At 62.7% G+C, this 17777-nt stretch carries 15 protein-coding genes and 2 pseudogenes; 12 read left to right on the top strand and 5 right to left on the bottom strand.

Annotated elements, in window-relative coordinates:
* Window positions 1-8: 8 nt before the first annotated feature.
* The 9 genes and pseudogenes from CXY75_RS10480 to CXY75_RS10450 all read left to right on the top strand — a co-directional run bounded on the left by CXY75_RS10480 (window position 9) and on the right by CXY75_RS10450 (window position 9875).
* Entirely contained in the window at window positions 9-599 is a 591-nt protein-coding gene (locus CXY75_RS10480) for a sensor histidine kinase KdpD (RefSeq protein ID WP_104082753.1), read from the top strand.
* 48 nt (window positions 600-647) lie between these two features.
* Complete coding sequence (locus CXY75_RS20745; RefSeq protein ID WP_255411782.1) at window positions 648-779, top strand: hypothetical protein; 132 nt, start codon at window positions 648-650, stop codon at window positions 777-779.
* A gap of 8 nt (window positions 780-787) precedes the next feature.
* The gene (locus CXY75_RS20515; RefSeq protein WP_233201839.1) at window positions 788-955 is read left to right on the top strand and encodes a hypothetical protein; all 168 of its coding nucleotides are present in this window, start codon (window positions 788-790) and stop codon (window positions 953-955) included.
* 173 nt (window positions 956-1128) lie between these two features.
* Window positions 1129-1679, top strand: a pseudogene (locus tag CXY75_RS10475) (ZIP family metal transporter).
* A gap of 121 nt (window positions 1680-1800) precedes the next feature.
* Window positions 1801-5520: pseudogene (locus tag CXY75_RS10470) on the top strand (nitrate reductase subunit alpha).
* Window positions 5520-7277 carry a nitrate reductase subunit beta gene (narH, locus tag CXY75_RS10465; protein ID WP_104082752.1) on the top strand — a complete coding sequence of 586 codons (1758 nt, stop codon included), beginning with the start codon at window positions 5520-5522 and terminating at the stop codon, window positions 7275-7277. The pseudogene CXY75_RS10470 and the gene narH overlap by 1 nt, the downstream one beginning before the upstream one ends.
* A complete protein-coding gene (gene narJ, locus CXY75_RS10460; RefSeq protein ID WP_104082751.1) occupies window positions 7274-7894 on the top strand; it encodes a nitrate reductase molybdenum cofactor assembly chaperone in 621 nt (206 codons plus the stop codon). Before narH ends, narJ begins: the two co-directional genes overlap by 4 nt.
* A gap of 2 nt (window positions 7895-7896) precedes the next feature.
* Window positions 7897-8649 carry a respiratory nitrate reductase subunit gamma gene (gene narI, locus CXY75_RS10455; protein WP_104082750.1) on the top strand — a complete coding sequence of 251 codons (753 nt, stop codon included), beginning with the start codon at window positions 7897-7899 and terminating at the stop codon, window positions 8647-8649.
* A 2-nt stretch (window positions 8650-8651) separates the two neighbouring features.
* Window positions 8652-9875 carry a NarK/NasA family nitrate transporter gene (locus tag CXY75_RS10450; protein ID WP_104082749.1) on the top strand — a complete coding sequence of 408 codons (1224 nt, stop codon included), beginning with the start codon at window positions 8652-8654 and terminating at the stop codon, window positions 9873-9875.
* Between the two features lie 29 nt (window positions 9876-9904).
* Here CXY75_RS10450 and CXY75_RS10445 read toward each other — a convergent pair whose 3' ends face one another.
* On the bottom strand, window positions 9905-10486 hold the full coding sequence (locus CXY75_RS10445) for a HutD family protein (RefSeq protein ID WP_104082748.1): 582 nt from the start codon (window positions 10484-10486) through the stop codon (window positions 9905-9907).
* A 261-nt stretch (window positions 10487-10747) separates the two neighbouring features.
* Here CXY75_RS10445 and CXY75_RS10440 point away from each other — a divergent pair, with 261 nt between their 5' ends.
* The 3 genes from CXY75_RS10440 (at window position 10748) to CXY75_RS10430 (ending at window position 14063) form a co-directional block, all read left to right on the top strand.
* Window positions 10748-11263: a hypothetical protein gene (locus CXY75_RS10440; protein ID WP_104082747.1), complete on the top strand. Its 516-nt coding sequence runs from the start codon at window positions 10748-10750 to the stop codon at window positions 11261-11263.
* 122 nt (window positions 11264-11385) lie between these two features.
* Window positions 11386-13257 (top strand): bifunctional 3'-5' exonuclease/DNA polymerase, encoded by a 1872-nt coding sequence (locus CXY75_RS10435; RefSeq protein ID WP_233201838.1) that lies wholly within the window; start codon window positions 11386-11388, stop codon window positions 13255-13257.
* Between the two features lie 284 nt (window positions 13258-13541).
* Window positions 13542-14063 (top strand): DUF3145 domain-containing protein, encoded by a 522-nt coding sequence (locus CXY75_RS10430; protein WP_104082745.1) that lies wholly within the window; start codon window positions 13542-13544, stop codon window positions 14061-14063.
* Window positions 14064-14146: 83 nt separating this feature from the next.
* On the opposite strand, the gene CXY75_RS10425 is transcribed toward CXY75_RS10430, so the two are convergent.
* From CXY75_RS10425 to CXY75_RS10410, 4 genes are all read right to left on the bottom strand, one after another.
* The gene (locus CXY75_RS10425; RefSeq protein WP_104082744.1) at window positions 14147-15382 is read right to left on the bottom strand and encodes a beta-ketoacyl synthase; all 1236 of its coding nucleotides are present in this window, start codon (window positions 15380-15382) and stop codon (window positions 14147-14149) included.
* A 104-nt stretch (window positions 15383-15486) separates the two neighbouring features.
* Window positions 15487-15735, bottom strand: a complete 249-nt coding sequence (locus CXY75_RS10420) for an acyl carrier protein (RefSeq protein ID WP_104082743.1) — start codon at window positions 15733-15735, stop codon at window positions 15487-15489.
* Window positions 15736-15793: 58 nt separating this feature from the next.
* Window positions 15794-16816, bottom strand: a complete 1023-nt coding sequence (locus CXY75_RS10415) for a beta-ketoacyl-ACP synthase III (RefSeq protein WP_104082742.1) — start codon at window positions 16814-16816, stop codon at window positions 15794-15796.
* 17 nt (window positions 16817-16833) lie between these two features.
* Window positions 16834-17754, bottom strand: a complete 921-nt coding sequence (locus tag CXY75_RS10410) for an ACP S-malonyltransferase (protein ID WP_104082741.1) — start codon at window positions 17752-17754, stop codon at window positions 16834-16836.
* Window positions 17755-17777 lie beyond the last annotated feature (23 nt).

Raw genomic sequence — 17777 nt, 5'->3', positions numbered from 1 at the left:
CCTGATTCTTGCACGACACGACGAATGAGATCGACTCGGAGCTGCGCGGTGATGCGAAGGACCTCATTCACATCGTTAACGACCTGCTCGAATCGGCGGAAATCGGCGGCGCTGCGGTGCAGCACGCTGTCGTCGTCGATCTGGTCGCTGCCGTTGCTGCCGCCGCGCGCTCGATGGCGCTCATTGCCGTCGATAAACGCGTCACCATCGAACTGAATGCGCCGCAGCCCGCGCCCGTGCGGGTGCCAGCATCCAGCATCACCCGGTGCATGGTGGCCCTGCTGGATAACGCTGTGCGGTTCGCTCCCCGCGACTCGGTCATCACGGTGGGGGTAGCCGTGACCAAGAAGACGGTGGCGGTCACCGTGCGCGATCACGGTCCGGGCGTCCACGGCATCGACCCCGCCCGAATTTTTGATCGGTTTGCCCACTCCGCCCCGCCGGATGCCGGTGGCGACGAGTCCCGCACCGGGTGTGGAATTGGCCTCTCCCTCGTGCGCGAAATCGTCGTACGCTACGGCGGATCCGTGCACGTCGTCGATAGCACTGCCGCGGGCATAGCAATCTGCCTGACCGTTCCCCGGGCGAAGCCGGCGTGATCCGCGCTGCGACCGAACGTCGTTCGTGGAACCAAAGACCATGAATTCGTGCATTTCCTCAACGTCGACCTCGGCGTGCCCCTGTGGGTGACAACGGCCGCCTTCGCCATCGCGTTGGTTGCCGTGACGAACTTCGTCTTCCACCTCAACGCTGGTGCTTCTGGATCGCCGACATCCTGACCCGACCGTTGGGCGCATCCACTGGCGACCTGCTCTCCCCTCCCCTCGCCGCCGGCGGTTTGGGGCTCGGACCCACGGAAACCCGCGTGCTCTTTTTGTCGGTGATCCTCGTCCTGATGATGGTGCTCACCCGCCGTACACGCACCACAGAATCACCTCTGCCGGCCACGGTCTAATCACCGCGCGCAGCAGCGGATGCCTGGCCCGTGCGGACCGAAACAGCGTGGAGTCGTGCCCTGTCTGGCTGAGGTGTCCGGGTTTCGTTGGCATCTATGCTTGGCGGAAGTACAGCCGGGCGGTGAGCTTGAGAAAGTGACACAACAACCGAATGTTGGGAGGGGTGACGACCATGCCGATGTGGTTTCAAGCTCTTTTTTGGGGAACACTTGCAGGCGGGGCACTGGTTCTTGGCGCTGCAATATCGTGGTGGTGGAGCATTCCCTCCAAGGTTGTTTCCCTGGTCATGTCTTTCGGCGCGGGAGTGCTCATTTCCGCCCTAGCCTTTGATTTGGTTGACGAAGCGGCCCGGGTGGGGGCCTCTGGCCCACAGCGGCCGGTTTCCTGGCGGGTGCATTGGTCTACGTCGCCGCGAACGCGCTGCTCACCCGGCAGGGAGCCAAACACCGCAAGCGCTCCGGGGGCAAGCAGCCCTCGGAACAGGACAGCCCCGGTAGCGGGACTGCCATTGCAGTGGGAGCCCTGCTCGACGGTATTCCCGAATCCGTCGTCCTCGGGCTCGGACTCGTCGCATTCATCACCGCGACGGCCGCCGGTGCCATTCTGGCCATGCTCGCCGACACCATGATTCCCGAGGCGTTCGAAGAGCATCACACCCTCACTGGACTCGTCGCCGCTCTGGGATTTCTTACCGCCTTCACGATCAGTCAGTCAGGTGTTTAGGCCCGCTGGATTTCTGCAAACGCGGCAGCGTCGGTGTCACGTCCGGCCAGCGCGAGACCAATTTTAGGATTTCATGGATTTCCTTCTAGCGCTGGGCACAGTGGCGACTTAGGCTGTGCGCATGGCAGCAGGTCCTATTCCTGCCGGGTTAGACGGAAAAGCGTCGGACACGATGTTGGCCCTTGGCCGTTTCTTTACCCGGTGGGAACACACAGATGACGGTCGGGCGGTATTTCGCGAAGGCGGCCGTAAGGGAGACGTGTTCTACCGTGACCGGTGGAGCCACGACAAGGTTGTTCGATCGACCCACGGAGTGAACTGCACCGGTAGCTGCTCCTGGAAGGTGTACGTCAAGGACGGCATCATTACCTGGGAAGCCCAGCAGACCGACTATCCCAGTGTCGGCCCGGACAGTCCCGAATACGAACCGCGTGGCTGCCCGCGCGGCGCCGCGTTCAGCTGGTACACCTACTCGCCAACTCGGGTGCGGTAACCGTACGCCCGCGGTGTGCTCGTCGAGATGTATCGCGAGGCGAAATCTCGTCTCAATGACCCCGTCTTGGCCTGGGCCGATGTTGTCAACGATCCAGAGCGCCGCCGCCGTTACCAGGAGGCACGCGGCAAGGGCGGTCTGATTCGCATTCCGTGGTCGGAAGCTGTCGAGATCACCGCTGCGGCTCACGTGCACACGATTAAGGCGTACGGTCCCGACCGCTGCTCGGGGTTTTCGCCGATCCCGGCCATGTCGATGGTCTCGCACGCCGTGGGAAACCGATTCATCCAGCTCATCGGCGGCGTCATGACGTCGTTCTACGATTGGTATGCCGACCTGCCGGTGGCGAGCCCACAGGTGTTTGGTGACCAGACGGATGTTCCGGAATCGGGGGACTGGTGGGACGCTACCTACCTCATGATGTGGGGTTCGAACGTTCCCGTCACCCGCACACCGGATGCCCACTGGATGACGGAGGTGCGCTACCGCGGCACCAAGGTGGTTGCTATCAGTCCCGACTACGCCGACAACACCAAGTTCGCCGACGAGTGGCTGCCGGCCCAGGCCGGAACCGACGCCGCACTCGCGATGGCGATGGGACACGTCATTCTCAAGGAGTTCTTTGTCGACCGCACGATCCCCTATTTCGAGGGCTATGTGCGCCGGTACACCGACCTGCCGTTTCTCGTTCGGCTCGAACAGCACTCCGACGGGCTCGGTCTGGTGCCGACCAAATTTTTGACCGCCGCTGACCTGCCGGATCAGGCTACGTCCGAGGGGGCGGCATTCAAGACCGTTCTCATGGATGCCGCAACGGGGCAGCCCGTCGTACCCAATGGTTCAATCGGCTTTCGCTACGGAGAGGCCGGGCAGGGCAAGTGGAACCTCGACCTGGAGGGGACCGACCCGGCCTTGACGCTGCTGGGGGTCGCGAACGGCGAGACCGCTAGCATCCGACTGCCCTGCTTTGAAGCGCCCTCCGGTGAGGGCTCGATTCTTACCCGCGGCGTCCCTGTGCGCCGGGTCGCCGGACATCTCGTCACGACCGTGTTTGACCTGATGTTGGCGCAGTACGGCGTGGGACGCCCGGGTCTTCCCGGCGACTGGGCCACGGGCTACGACGACGCTTCGACGCCATACACCCCGGCGTGGCAGGCCGAGATCACCAGTGTTCCGGCCGCGGCGTGCATTCGGGTGGCCCGAGAATTCGCCCGCAACGCCGAGCAGTCCAAGGGCCGTTCCATGATTATCATGGGGGCCGGCATCTGCCAGTGGTTCCATGGCGATGCCACATACCGGGCTGTGCTCTCGATGCTCATGCTGACAGGGTGCATGGGCCGCAATGGCGGCGGTTGGGCGCACTACGTCGGGCAGGAAAAGACCCGTCCGATCACCGGTTGGATCTCACTCGCCAATGCCCTCGACTGGAGCAGGCCGCCGCGCACGATGATCGGCACCGGCTACTGGTACATGCACACCGACCAGTGGCGTTCCGACGGATACAGCGCCGACTCCCTGAAATCCCCGCTGGCCGAGGGACACTTCGACGGCATGCACACCGCCGACACCCTCGCCCAATCGGCCCGGCTGGGGTGGATGCCCTTCTATCCGCAATTCGACCGCAACCCGCTCGACCTGGCCGACGAGGTGCAGGCGGCGATTGAGCGTGGTGAAACAACGGATGCCCCCGCCTACGTCGCAGCGGCCCTCAAGTCCGGCAGGCTGAAGAGCGCCATCGACGATGTCGATGCCCCCGAGAATTGGCCGCGAACCCTGGTGCTCTGGCGCTCAAATCTGTTTGGCTCCTCGGCCAAGGGCAACGAGTACTTTCTGAAGCACCTGTTGGGTACACACCACAATGTGCTGGGCCAGGACCACGTGAATGCGGCACGGCCTCGCGATGTGGTGTGGCATGAGAAAGCACCGGAGGGCAAACTCGATCTACTGGTCTCGGCCGACTTTCGCATGACCTCCACCACGCTGTTGTCCGATATCGTCTTCCCCGCTGCAACCTGGTACGAGAAACACGACCTATCGTCGACCGATATGCATCCGTTTGTGCACGCCTTCACTCCGGCGATCGATCCGCCGTGGGAAGCGAAAACCGATTTTGAGACGTTTCACCTGCTGGCCGAGGAATTCTCCCGGCAGGCCAGAACTCATCTCGGTACGCGTCGTGACCTGGTCAGCGTGCCGTTGCAGCACGACACCCCGGGCGAAGTCGCCCAGCCGGGTGGGGTGGTCAGGGACTGGCGTCAGAGTGATATTCCGGCGGTTCCCGGTCAGAACATGCCGGTCTTTCAGATCGTGGAGCGGGACTACACCCAGATCGCCGAGAAGCTGGCCACTGTCGGCCCCCTGGCGGAAGAACGTGGTTTCACTGTCAAAAACATCACCTACCGTATGGAGCACGAAATTCCGCGACTGGCCCACAGTAACGGTGTGATGCAGGGGGGTGCCGGTAACGGTCGACCAGCCATCGACACCGATGCGAAGTTCGCCCAGGCCATCCTGAGCTTCTCCGGCACTACCAACGGTGAGCTCGCCGTTCAGGGGTTCAAAGAGCTCGAGAAGCAAACTGGAATGCGACTGGTCGACCTGGCCGAAGGGTCAGCGGAGAAGCGCATCACGTTTGCGCAAACCCAAGCTGCCCCGGTACCGGTGATCACGTCGCCGGAGTGGTCGGGATCGGAAACCGGCGGCCGCCGCTACTCGCCGTTCACGATCAATGTGGAACGGCTGAAGCCCTGGCACACGCTGACCGGCCGGATGCACTTCTACCTAGACCACGATTGGATGATGGACCTAGGTGAAGCGCTACCCATCTACCGGCCTCCTCTTGACATGCAACGCCTGTTTGGCGAACCCAAATTCGGCCCGAACGGCGACACCGAGGTGACGGTGCGCTACCTGACCCCACATTCCAAATGGTCGATCCATTCCGAATACCAGGACAACCTGTTCATGCTCTCGCTTTCCCGTGGCGGGCCCACCGTCTGGATGAGTCCGCAAGATGCCGACTCGATCAAGGTCTTCGATAACGACTGGGTCGAATGCGTGAGTATGAACGGGGTTATGGTGGGCCGCGCAATCGTCAGTCACCGGATGCCGCAGGGAGTCGTCTACGTCTACCACGCTCAGGAACGCACGATCGATGTGCCCAAGTCAGAGGCCACCGGTCGACGTGGCGGAATCCACAATTCGGTCAGCCGCTTGCTGGTTAAGCCCACGCACCTCATCGGCGGCTACGCGCAGCTCTCCTACGCGTTCAACTATCTAGGACCGACCGGCAATCAGCGGGACATCGTCTCAACGATTCGTCGGCGATCACAGGAGGTAACGTACTGATGCGAGTGATGGCCCAGATGGGCATGGTGATGAATCTCGACAAGTGCATCGGCTGCCATACGTGCTCGGTCACGTGCAAGCAGGCCTGGACGAACCGCGCCGGTACCGAATACGTCTGGTTCAACAACGTCGAGACCAGGCCCGGCCAGGGATACCCGCGACGCTACGAAGATCAAGAGAAATGGCGTGGCGGCTGGCAGCTGAACAAGAAGGGCCGCCTGGTGCTCAAGAGCGGCGGCCGCGTCAAGAAGCTCTTCGGACTATTCGCAAGCCCAGTTCAGCCGGAGCTGAAGGATTACTACGAACCGTGGACCTACGACTACAAGACTCTCATCGACGCCCCGCTGGGCGATGATTTTCCGGTGGCCCGCCCGAAGTCGCTGATCACCGGCAAAGACACCAAAATTACCTGGTCGGCGAACTGGGATGATGACCTCGCCGGTGCCCCCGAGATGGGACACCTTGATCCCATCGTCGAAAAAGTGCGCAAGGAATCCGAAGACAAGATCAAATTCGCCTTCGAGCAGACCTTTATGTTCTATTTGCCGCGCATCTGCGAGCACTGCCTCAACCCCTCCTGCATGGCGTCCTGCCCGTCGGGAGCCATCTACAAGCGGGTCGAAGACGGCATTGTGCTTGTCGACCAAGACAAATGCCGCGGCTGGCGCCAGTGCATCACCGGATGCCCGTACAAGAAGATCTATTTCAACCACAAAACGGGTAAAGCCGAAAAGTGCACCTTCTGTTACCCGCGGGTGGAGATTGGTCTGCCAACGGTGTGTTCGGAAACCTGCGTCGGACGACTGCGTTACCTGGGCCTTTTCCTCTATGACGCCGACCGGGTCACCGACGCAGCCGCCGTCACCGACGTGAAAGACCTGTACCAGTCGCAAATGGATGTACTGCTCGACCCGAACGATCCCGACGTGGCGGCCGCGGCATCCGCTCAGGGAATTCCCCTCGACTGGCTGGACGCGGCCAGACGTTCGCCGGTGTACGCGCTCGCCAAGGTATACAAGGTCGCCCTGCCACTGCACCCCGAATACCGCACCATGCCCATGGTCTGGTACGTGCCGCCACTCTCACCCATCGTGGACCTGCTCACCGAACAAGGACACGACGGAGAAGACCGCGGCAATCTGTTCGGCGCTATCGACGCACTGCGCATTCCCGTTGAATATCTGGCCGAGCTCTTTACCGCCGGGGACACCGACATGATCACCGACGTGCTGCGCAAACTCGCCGCCATGCGCGCATACATGCGCGGAATCACCATGGGGGAGGAACCCGACCCCTCCATCCCCGAAGCCGTGGGAATGACTCCGGAGAGCATGTACGAGATGTATCGACTGATGGCCATCGCCAAGTACGAGGAACGCTACGTCATTCCGAAGGCCCACGTCGAACAGGCCCACGATCTCGAGGAGATGGGCTGTTCCGTTGATTTCGAGGGCGGACCCGGCATGTACGAAGACTCCCCGTTCGGTGAGGCCAGCGGACGGCCGACACCGGTTGCCGTGGAAAACTTCTATGCGCTCAAGGACCGGCAGACCTCCGACACCCCGGCCGGAGAACGCAGCATGCGCAACCGGGTCAATCTTCTCAACTGGGATGGCAACGGCGTCCCCGAAGGGCTCTTTCCCGACACCAGAGACCGGCCGCGCGCGGCGGCGCCCTCACCAGCTGACCTAGACCGTCGAGGGCCGGTCGTGGATTCGAGCGGCGATTCGACGGGAAGCACGACGGTATCTCCATGAAGCGTGATCACCGGGTTTTGTACCAGGCGGCTTCCTGGTGCCTGTCCTACCCTGATACCGAGTTCATCGGCCGCATCGGTCTCATGCGCGCTGCGCTCGCCGAACAGGGTCGACATACGCCGCAACTCACCGCGTTCCTGAGCCACGTGGCGGGAACAGACCTACAGACGTTGCAGCGCGGGTACGTCGACACCTTTGATCTCAGCAAACATCATCCGCTCTATCTGTCGTACTGGACCGATGGTGACACCCGGCGCCGCGGAAACGTTCTGGCGGCCTTTAAACAGGTTTACCGTGACAGTGACTTTCTGACCAACACGCACGGTGAACTGCCGGATTTTCTTCCCCTGGTGCTGGAGTTCGCGGCCATCGTTGACCCGGAAGCCGGCCGAGGGCTGCTGTTGAAATACCGCCCGAGCTTGGAACTGCTCAGGCTCGCCCTGGCCGAACACCGGTCACCATACGCCGAGGTGCTGACTGGCGTGTGCGCAACCTTGCCGGGGGCGTCACCGTTAGACCGTGAAGCGGTGCAGCGGATGGCCGGCTACGGACCACCCGCAGAATCGGTCGGCCTCGAGCCCTACGACCCACGCCTGTTGCCGTTGCGAGGAGCCTGAAAATGGACCTGTTGCTCTGGGGTGTGCTGCCGTATGTGATGGTGGCAATTCTGATTGGTGGGTCGATCTGGCGGTACCGTTACGACCAGTTTGGATGGACAACGCGATCGTCGCAACTGTACGAATCCAGGCTGCTGCGCATCGGATCACCGATCTTCCATTTTGGGATACTGGCCGTGGTTGCCGGCCATTTCTTCGGTCTCGTCATCCCGATGAGCTGGACGTTGTTCGTGGGAATGAGCCAAGAGTTTTACCATCTCAACGCCCTGCTGGTCGGCGGAATAGCGGGAATCGGAACGCTCGGCGGAATCGTTATTCTAATTTACCGACGGCGCAAGACCGGCCCGGTCTTCATGGCCACAACGAAGAACGACAAGATTATGTACGTCGTGCTCACGGCGGCGATCGTGTTCGGACTGTGGACGACACTCGCCAGCGTGTTCGAAGGCGAGAACGGCCACAACTATCGGGAGACGGTCGCGCCGTGGTTCCGATCGCTGTTCCTGTTTCAACCAGACATCGCCGCGATGGCTGCCGCACCATTTTCCTTCCACATCCACACCCTTGTTGGCATGCTTCTCTTCACCATCTGGCCGTTCACCCGGCTCGTGCACGCCTTCACCGCACCGTTGCACTATCTGTTCCGGCCATACGTTGTCTATCGTTCACGCGACAAGGTGCCGGGCGCAGTGAGACCGGTTCGACGTGGCTGGGCGCCGATCGGAACCGAGGACAGAGCGCGGGATAAACGATAGGCATGGCTACCGTTACGCTGCGGGAACGGGGCCGACGCAGTAAAGGGTTCAATCTCACTCTGGCGACCCTGGCATCAGTGGTGTGTTTCTGGGCCTGGACGAGCGTTGCCCCACTCGGGGTGCGCTACAGCCTGCAACTAGATTTGTCATCGACGCAGGCATCCGTTTTGGTGGCCATGCCCGTTTTTGTTGGTTCCATCGGTCGTATCCCGGTGGGAGTGCTCACGGATCGGTTCGGGGGTCGGATCATGTTCACCCTGGTGCTGCTCGCCACCGTTCCGGCGATTCTGCTCGTGGCACTCGCTGGAATGCTCGGGGTCTATTGGATCCTCGTACTGTGCGCGCTGCTACTCGGCATTGCCGGCACGGTCTTCGCCGTCGGGATTCCGTTTGTGAGCAACTGGTATCCGGTATCGCGGCGCGGCTTTGCGACGGGTGTTTTCGGTGCCGGTATGGGAGGCACTGCCCTCTCGGCCTTCTTCACGCCGCGGTTCGTGGACTGGTTCGGTTACCTCCCCACCCACCTGATTCTGGCGCTGCTGTTGATCGCGACCGCCGTGCTTGTGTGGACCTGCATGGGAAATGCACCACGTTGGGTTTCCAGTGCCCGGCCCTTCATACCGAAGCTCGTCGCGGCGGCGAAGCTCGGCGTGACCTGGCAGATGTGCTTTCTCTATGCGCTGGTTTTCGGCGGGTTCGTTGCGTTCTCCACGTATCTGCCGACCTATCTGCGGGACATCTACGACTTCGACCTGACCTCAGCTGGCACCCGAACCGCGGGATTCGCCGTCGCTGCGGTGCTGCTGCGCCCGGTCGGTGGAATTCTCGCCGATCGATTCGGTCCCAAACCGGTCGTTGTCGTTTCACTAGTCGCCGTCGCGGTGCTGGCCTGGGCGGTGAATCTGCGTCCAGACGGGGAGATTCCGGCTGGGCTGACGTTTGTTGCTATGGCGTCGGCCCTCGGGTTGGGAGCTGGGGGAGTCTTCGCGTGGCTGGGACGCAACGCGCCGCCAGACCAGGTCGGAGCAATCAGCGGTATTGTCAGTGCTGCCGGAGGTCTCGGGGGGTATTTCCCGCCGCTCGTGATGGGGATAACCTACAATGCGGCGGACAACAGCTACGCGATTGGCCTGCTGCTGTTGGCCGGAACGGCCGTCGTGGCCTTGGTCTTCACCATCGTCGCCGTGCACGAGAACCCTAGGCAGATCGCAGGGCCTAGAAGCTGATCACGCACCATCCGCGCCGTGCACAGGTTTCAGGCCGACTGCGCTTCCAAGGTGATCACGGCGAGAAATCCTCTCCCGAGAACTTCTGGTGCCGGATCGTGACCGCGAACTGCATCGAATTTTCGTAGCTCCGCGCTATCGACCTCTGCCTGACTGGCATCGACAGCTGCGCTGGTGACGACGGCACTGCCCTGCAGCAGGAGGGCGAATTGATCATGGAAGACCGGCTGGGCGCGGCGTTTGGACAACTCAACAATAGATATATACGCCTTGAAGCTTCCGCGTCGCGCCATCACGTTGAGGTCTGTTGTGTCGCCGGCGGGCAGTGCGGCGCTACTGGCGCTGTCACCCGAAAATCGAAATGGACGATATTTCTCCATGGGATGCTCCACGCCGTCGACGGTCACGACCAGAAGCTCTCCCTCGATCACGGTCAGGAGGCGTTCGACTCCCGCGTAAACGGAAAAATCACCCGCTTCGGTGACATCGGCAATGCTGATTCGCCAGTCGAAGTCAGCCGCTCCAACCGGGCTAGACACGAGCTCGCGGGTTCGACCGCCGCCGTTGCGCCAGGGGGTGGTTGGTATCTCGTGGTAGCGAATAATGTCCATGGTTTCTCAGAACAGGCTAGCAGTGTAAATTCTGACCACGTCCGTGCCCGGTGGCCTCACGTCCACGTTCAACACGATGCTCATCACGGTGGCCCTGGTTAGTGTCGGTTTCGGCCTCGATTTAACACGATTGCTGTGCAATACCGTTTTTGTGGGTATGGTGTGCCCGGCTGAACCATTCGAGATGGCATCTCGGGCCAATTCACGTACCACTCCATTACGCACCATCTCAGAGCAGTGCACCGAGAGAAGGAAGCAATCATGAACAGTACTATTTGGCATAAGGTCGGGCCCGTCGTCGGGGCGGTGGTGCTTAGCGTCCTCGCGTTGACCGGATGCTCGCAGGGTACGACGACGACGACGACGACGACGCCGGCGGCAGACACGTCGAGCTCGTCGAGCGAAGTCGCCGAACCGGCCGTCGACGCGACACTCGTGACCGCCGACAGTGGCCTCGGCACGATCGTCGTCGACAACGCCGGTATGACGCTGTACGTGTTCGACAAGGATGTCGCCGACTCGGGTACGAGTACCTGTGAGGGTGAGTGTCTGGTCAAGTGGCCGCCTGTTGTCGCGGAGTCGGATACGCCAACCGTTGACGGCGTCACCGGCACGGTCGGTGTGATCACTCGATCCGACAGCACCAAGCAGGTCACTCTCAACGGGCTTCCGCTGTATTACTGGGCGGGCGATGCTGCGACCGGTGACACTACCGGTCAAGGCGTTGGGGGCGTTTGGTGGGTAGTCGCACCCAACGGCGACAAAGTCGCCGGCTAGCGCGGGTATAGCAGCCAAGGCAACTCCACCATCGCGATCTTTCACACAGCACCGCGCCCATCGGCAGAACAAAGCCGATGGGCGCGGTGCTGTACCCGGCCGCCACCGGGCAGAATAGACAAGTGTATGTACTGGTTCGGCAAACAAACGGTGGCGACCTGCTGGTTGACACACTCGATGCCGCCGGCCTCCCCATCGAGACACCCGTCCGCCTCACCCCGACTGAGTTTCGATCGTTCGTAACATCGCACGAACCAACCACCCGGGCATCCGCCGCGCCCCGCTGGGTCTGGGAAGATACGGCGCGCATCTATCCGGTGCTGCTCACGGCGGGAATTCGAGTGCAGCGCTGCCAGGACTTGCGCTTGTGCCATGTGATCCTGAAGAATTCGGCGCTAACCGCCACGAGTGAGCTGGCCTTGGCCTCGCCCAACCGATGGGACGGCGCTCCGGTGGTGCACCTGGCCGAGCCGCAAGCCACACTGTTCGATTTTCACGCCGATCGTGATCTGCACCTCGAACGACCCGGCGATAGCGGCGTCGGTGCAAACGGTAGCGGCCGAAGCGTCGGGGAGGGCGCTGAGGGAGCGGTTGGTGAGACCGCTGGTGGTAGTAGCTCTGCCGCCCTCCTCACAGCAGTCAATTCAAGTACTGGGCAGGAATTTCAGCGCCAGCTGAGAGCGGTCGCTGGCTCCGCCGAACCCGGGCGACTACGGCTGCTGCTCGCCGCGGAGTCTGCGGGAGCGCTCGTGGCGGCGGAGATGCGACACGCGGGGTTGCCCTGGAGCGCAGACGTTCACGATCAGCTCCTGACCCGGGAACTCGGAGCGCGAGTCGCACCCGGTGTACGTCCGGAGCGGCTGGAACTGCTGGCCCGACGCATCCGCTTGGAGCTCAACGATTCTGCCCTCAACCCCGATTCGCCGCAGGAATTGTTCAAGGCGCTGCAGCGCGCCGGCCTCGCGGTCACGTCGACGCGAGGGTGGGAGCTGAAGAAGCTAAAGCATCCAGTGATCGAGCCCCTGTTGCAGTACAAAAAGCTGTCCAGGCTGTTCAGCGCCAATGGCTGGTCCTGGATGGAATCGTGGGTTGTGAATGGCCGTTTCCACCCCGATTATGTGCCGGGCGGCGTCGTGACCGGCCGCTGGGCTACAAGCGGCGGGGGAGCGCTTCAGCTGCCCAAGCACATCCGCGGCGCAGTCGTCGCCGACGACGGGTGGAAGCTCGTCGTCGCCGATGCCGCTCAGCTGGAACCGCGCATCCTCGCGGCGCTGTCGCAGGACGAACGCATGGCCACGGCCGGTCGCGGAACCGACCTCTATGCCGGCATCGTCGCGAGCGGAGTTGTGGAAACCCGCGACCATGCCAAGGTCGCCATGCTGGGGGCCATGTATGGTGCCACGACCGGGGAGAGTGGCCGGTTGATGCCGCGCCTGGCGCGTGCCTACCCGCGAGCGATTGCTCTGACCGAATCGGCGGCGCGGGCCGGAGAGCGTGGCGAGGTGGTGACGACCCGACTCGGGCGCTCGTCACCGGTACCAGGGCCGAGCTGGCATGAGGCGCAAGCGCGGGCTTACGATCCAGCGGCCACGGCGGCCGATGAACGCCGAGCCCGCAGCCAGGCTAGGGACTGGGGCCGCTTCACCCGCAACTTCATCGTGCAGGGCAGCGCTGCCGACTGGGCGCTGTGCTGGATGGCCGAAATTCGCCGCGAGCTCACCGCCCTGTCCATTCCTGATCCGTCCAACAGTGGTGCGGCCAGGCAAGCGGATGCCGTCACCGGGCGAGCCCGTGCGCCCTTTGACGCCTCGCCACATCTGGTCTTCTTCCTGCACGATGAGGTGATTGTGCACACGCCGGCGGAGCAGGCCGATGTCGTGGCGCAGATCATCGTGACAGCGGCCGAAACGGCCGGGCGCCTGCTCTTCGGTGCCTTTCCCGTCGACTTCATGTTGACCGTGGCGACGATCGACAACTACGCGCAGGCCAAATAGTCTCGAACGGCAGACGCGAAAATGCGGGGCCTGCCTGGTTCCTGCGCGGGAATTCTTGGTAAGACCAGCTCGGTATCGGCGATGATACATGCGGCGGCAGCAACGAGAGCGAGCCCGCTGCTTGTCAATCCGCAGGGAGCTGGGGCATAATGGCGCTATCGGCAATGGGCTCAGTTCGTTGCCGAACAATTTCATATTCGTCATCGCGCTCACAGCTTTGTGTTGGGAGTTCGATCGTTCCGAGGTCGTTGGGGAAGACGCACCTAGAGGAACGGAGAAACACGATGGATGTACTGTCAAGCCGTCGCGCGCCGATCGCGCGGGGGGTGCTTTTTGTGCACTCGTCCCCGCGGGCGGTGTGCGCGCACGTCGAGTGGGCGGCGGGGCGCGCGCTCGGCCAGGCGGTCAACTTCGACTGGTCTGAGCAACCGGCATTGCCCGGATCTCAGCGTGCCGAATTCTATTGGGAGGGCCCCCCGGGTACCGGCGCGACCCTCGCCTCGGCCATGCACGGGTGGGAACACCTGCGGTTCGAGGTCACCGAAGACGCCGGGCCGGGAACGGATGGCGGTCGCTGGCTGCACACGCCCGACCTGGGTATCTTTTACGCCCAGACCGATACTGTGGGCAATGTTGTCGTGCCGGAAGACCGCATCCGTTATGCCATGGAGGTAGCCGGTGCCAACGCGATCGAACTGCACCAGGAACTTCGGGTGGCACTTGGACAGTCCTGGGACGACGAACTCGAGCCGTTTCGGCAGGCCAGTGATCTCAACGCGGTGGTCTGGCTGCACCAGGTCGGCTGACCAGCATGGGCTGCCAAACGTGCTAATAGCCAGAGAGGATGACCCCGTCCGGACCGGACGGGGTCATTCTCTGTTTGCGAAAATTAGACCGAACGGAACGCGACAACGGCGTTGTGGCCGCCGAACCCGAACGAATTGCTCAGGGCGAGTAGGTCTCCGGCGGGCAGCGTGCGCGGAGTCGTGACAACGTCAAGCAGAATCTCCGGGTCCTGCGATGTGAGGTTAATGGTCGGCGGTGCGGTGCGCTCCGCGAGAGCCTTGACCGTGAAGAACGCTTCGAGGGCGCCGGCTCCGCCGAGCAGGTGGCCGGTAGAGGCCTTGGTCGCCGACACCGGGATGCCATCGAGCAGGTCTCCGAAAACACGCTTGAGGGCCTTGTATTCGGCGATATCACCGACCGGGGTGCTCGTGGCGTGGACGTTGATATGGGAAACGTCGCCCAGGGACGCGCCGGCATTCTCAATGGTTGAGTTCATCGCTCGTGCGGCGGCGCTTCCTTCGGGATCAGGCGCGGTCACGTGGTGCGCATCACTGTTGACGACACCACCGACCAGTTCGGCGTAGATGTGAGCGCCGCGAGCCTTGGCGTGTTCTTCGGTCTCGATCACGAGAGCAGCAGCGCCCTCGCCGAGCACGAATCCGTCGCGCGTTACGTCATAGGGGCGGCTCGCGGTCGCCGGGTCGTCATTACGCGTCGACAGGGCGTGCATCGCGGCGAAGGAGGCGATGGGCAGCGGGTGGATGGCCGCTTCGGAGCCGCCCGCGATGACGATGTCCGCGAGCCCGGCCTGCAAGCGGTTGTAGGCGTTGACCAGGGCTTCGGTGCTCGAGGCGCAGGCAGAGACCACCGTGGTTATGCCGGCACGGGCGTGCAGGTCCATTCCAATGGCAGCTCCCGGTCCGTTCGGCATGAGCATGGGGACGGTCATCGGAAGTACGCGGCGCGGGCCGCGTTCACGCAGGGTATCCCAGGCGTCGAGTAGCGTCCAGACTCCACCGATTCCGGTGGCCCAGTCCACGGCGAGGCGTTCAGGTTCAACCTCGGGAGCACCGGCATCCGCCCAGGCTTCACGCCCGGCTATTAATGCGAACTGGCTCGACGGGTCGAGGCGTTTGACCTCGAAGCGCTGCAGAACGTCCACGGCCTTGACACGAGCCTGTGCGGCGAAAGTTACGGGAATCGCTGTTTCAGCGACCCACGCCTGCTCGAGGGTGGTGGTGCCCGATTCTCCGGCCAGAAGGGCCGTCCAGGTGTCGACCGCCGTGCCGCCCAGGGGCGTAGTGGCACCGATGCCGGTGATAACGATTTTCTTGGTCATAAGTCAACTCTCCATGGAACGACAAACGTGTGGGCCGGCGCGATCTGCCACCAGCCCAATGAACAGGTCGGCCGAAGATCCGGCCGACCCGGTTCAGAACGGACCTAGTCCTGTGCCTTCACGATAAACTCGACGGCATCGCCGACGGTCTTGAGGTTCTTGACCTCTTCGTCAGGGATTTTCACGTCGAACTTCTCTTCTGCGTTGACGACAATAGTCATCATCGAGATGGAGTCGATGTCCAAGTCATCGGTGAACGACTTGCCAAGTTCAACCGTGTCGGTTGCAATTCCGGTCTCGTCGGTGATGAGCTCGGCCAGGCCGGTCAGAACTTCTTCGGTGGACAATGCCATGTTTTTCTCCTTGAGGGGTGTCTCGGTTGACCGAGAACTAGTTTAGGGGGTGGGTTGGTTAGGGCAGCACAACGACTTGCGCGCCGAAGACAAGTCCCGCACCAAAGCCGATCTGCAGTGCGAGGCCGCCGCTAAGCTCCGGGTGTTCCTCGAGCAGGCGGTGGGTGGCCAGGGGAATGGACGCCGAAGAGGTGTTACCGGTCGTGGCAACATCGCGCGCGATGACCACAGATTCTGGCAGCTTGAGCTGCTTGGCGAACTCATCGATGATGCGCATGTTGGCCTGGTGCGGAATAAACGCGGCCAGGTCGGCGCTTTCGATTCCCGCGACCTCGAGGGCCTTCTTGGCCACCTTTGCCATGTCCCAGACGGCCCAGCGGAAGACCGCAGGACCTTCCTGGCGCAGGGTGGGCCAGGCGACTTCCCCGCGGCGGTATTCCTGCATCGTGTGGTTCATCTGGATGGTCTCCGCCTTCGATCCATCAGAGCCCCAGACCGTGGTGGAGATGCCGGGGTACTCGCTCGGGCCGATAACCACGGCACCGGCGCCGTCACCGAGCAGAAAAGAGATGCTCCGATCGGTAGGGTCGACCAAGTCGGAGAGCTTTTCCGCGCCGATGACGAGTGCATAGTGCGCAGCACCGGTGCGAATCAGCGCGTCGGCCTGCGCCACGGCGTAGGCATAACCCGCGCACGCCGCGTTGATGTCGTAGGCTGCGGCCGGATTGGTCCCGACCCGGTCGGCAACAATGGCAGCAACCGAGGGCGTCTGTCGAATGTTGCTGATCGTAGCGACGATGACGGCGTCGATAAGAGCCGGATCGATGCCGCTACGCTCAATGGCCTCGCGGGCGGCGTCCGTTGCCAAGTCGATGGCGTTGATGTCCTGGCTGGCCCGGGTGCGGGTGATGATACCGGTGCGCTGCTGAATCCACTCGTCGGAGGAATCGATCGCTTCGACCAGTTCGTCGTTGGGTACAACGAGGTCACCGCGGGCCGCGCCGACCGACAGGATGCGGGTGTACTGCGGTCCGTGGGACTGCTTCAGTGTTGGCACAGTCACTTTTGTTGGGTTTGGCATTGTCTCTTTCATTACATTCAGTACTGCTGGTCGATCATGGCCCAGGCGGCGGGCAGGTCGTCCGGGGTCTTGATGGCGACGGTTGGGACGCCTTTCAGAGCTCGTTTCGCAAGGCCCACGAGCGCGCCAGCGGGCGCGACCTCGATGATTCCGGTGACCCCCGCAGCAGCGAAAGCCTCCATGCACGTGTCCCACCGTACCGGCGAGGACACCTGACCGACGAGTAGGTCCACAAAACGGATGCCGTCGCTCACCCGGCTCCCATCGCGGTTGGTCCAGATCGAGAGGGTCGGGTTGCTGGGGTGCAACGCGTTGGCGACCACGGTCATCCGGGGGGTGGCTGGCTGCATATACCGGGTGTGGAATGCGCCAGCGACCTGCAAGGGGATGACTCTAGCCCGGTGCGGGGGAGTCTCGGCCAAAGCGGCGAGGGCGTCGAGGGCGCCAGCGACGACGATCTGGCCGCTGCCGTTAAAATTGGCCGGTTCGAGTCCGAGCTCGGCGACTCGGGCGAGCAGTTCAGTTTCGTCGGCACCGATCACGGCGCTCATGCCGGTGGGTACGAGCGCGGATGCTGCCTGCATAGCCAGGCCGCGTTCGCGCACGAAGCGCACAGCTTCGGCGTTGGTCAGGATGCCGGCGCCGGCCGCTGCGGTCAGCTCTCCGACCGAATGTCCGGCGATACCGGCAATGCGGTCACGTCGTCCATCGCTGAACAGAGCCTCGAGGGTGAGGATTCCGGCGGCGACGATAAGCGGCTGAGCAATAGCGGTGTCGCGAATCGTATCGGCGTCGCTGACCGTGCCGTGGGCGACTAGGTCAAGTCCGACCTCGTCAGAAATTTGTTGGAGACCGGCGTTGAAGGCTGGTCGTGCCAGCCAGGGTTCAAGGAATCCGGGGGTTTGGGAGCCCTGACCCGGGCAGACGACAACGATCACTTGATTAGTCTTCCAATCTGACG

Source organism: Cryobacterium sp. Y11 (assembly GCF_002929535.1).
Lineage (GTDB): Bacteria > Actinomycetota > Actinomycetes > Actinomycetales > Microbacteriaceae > Cryobacterium.
This window is presented reverse-complemented; position numbering and strand designations above follow the sequence as displayed.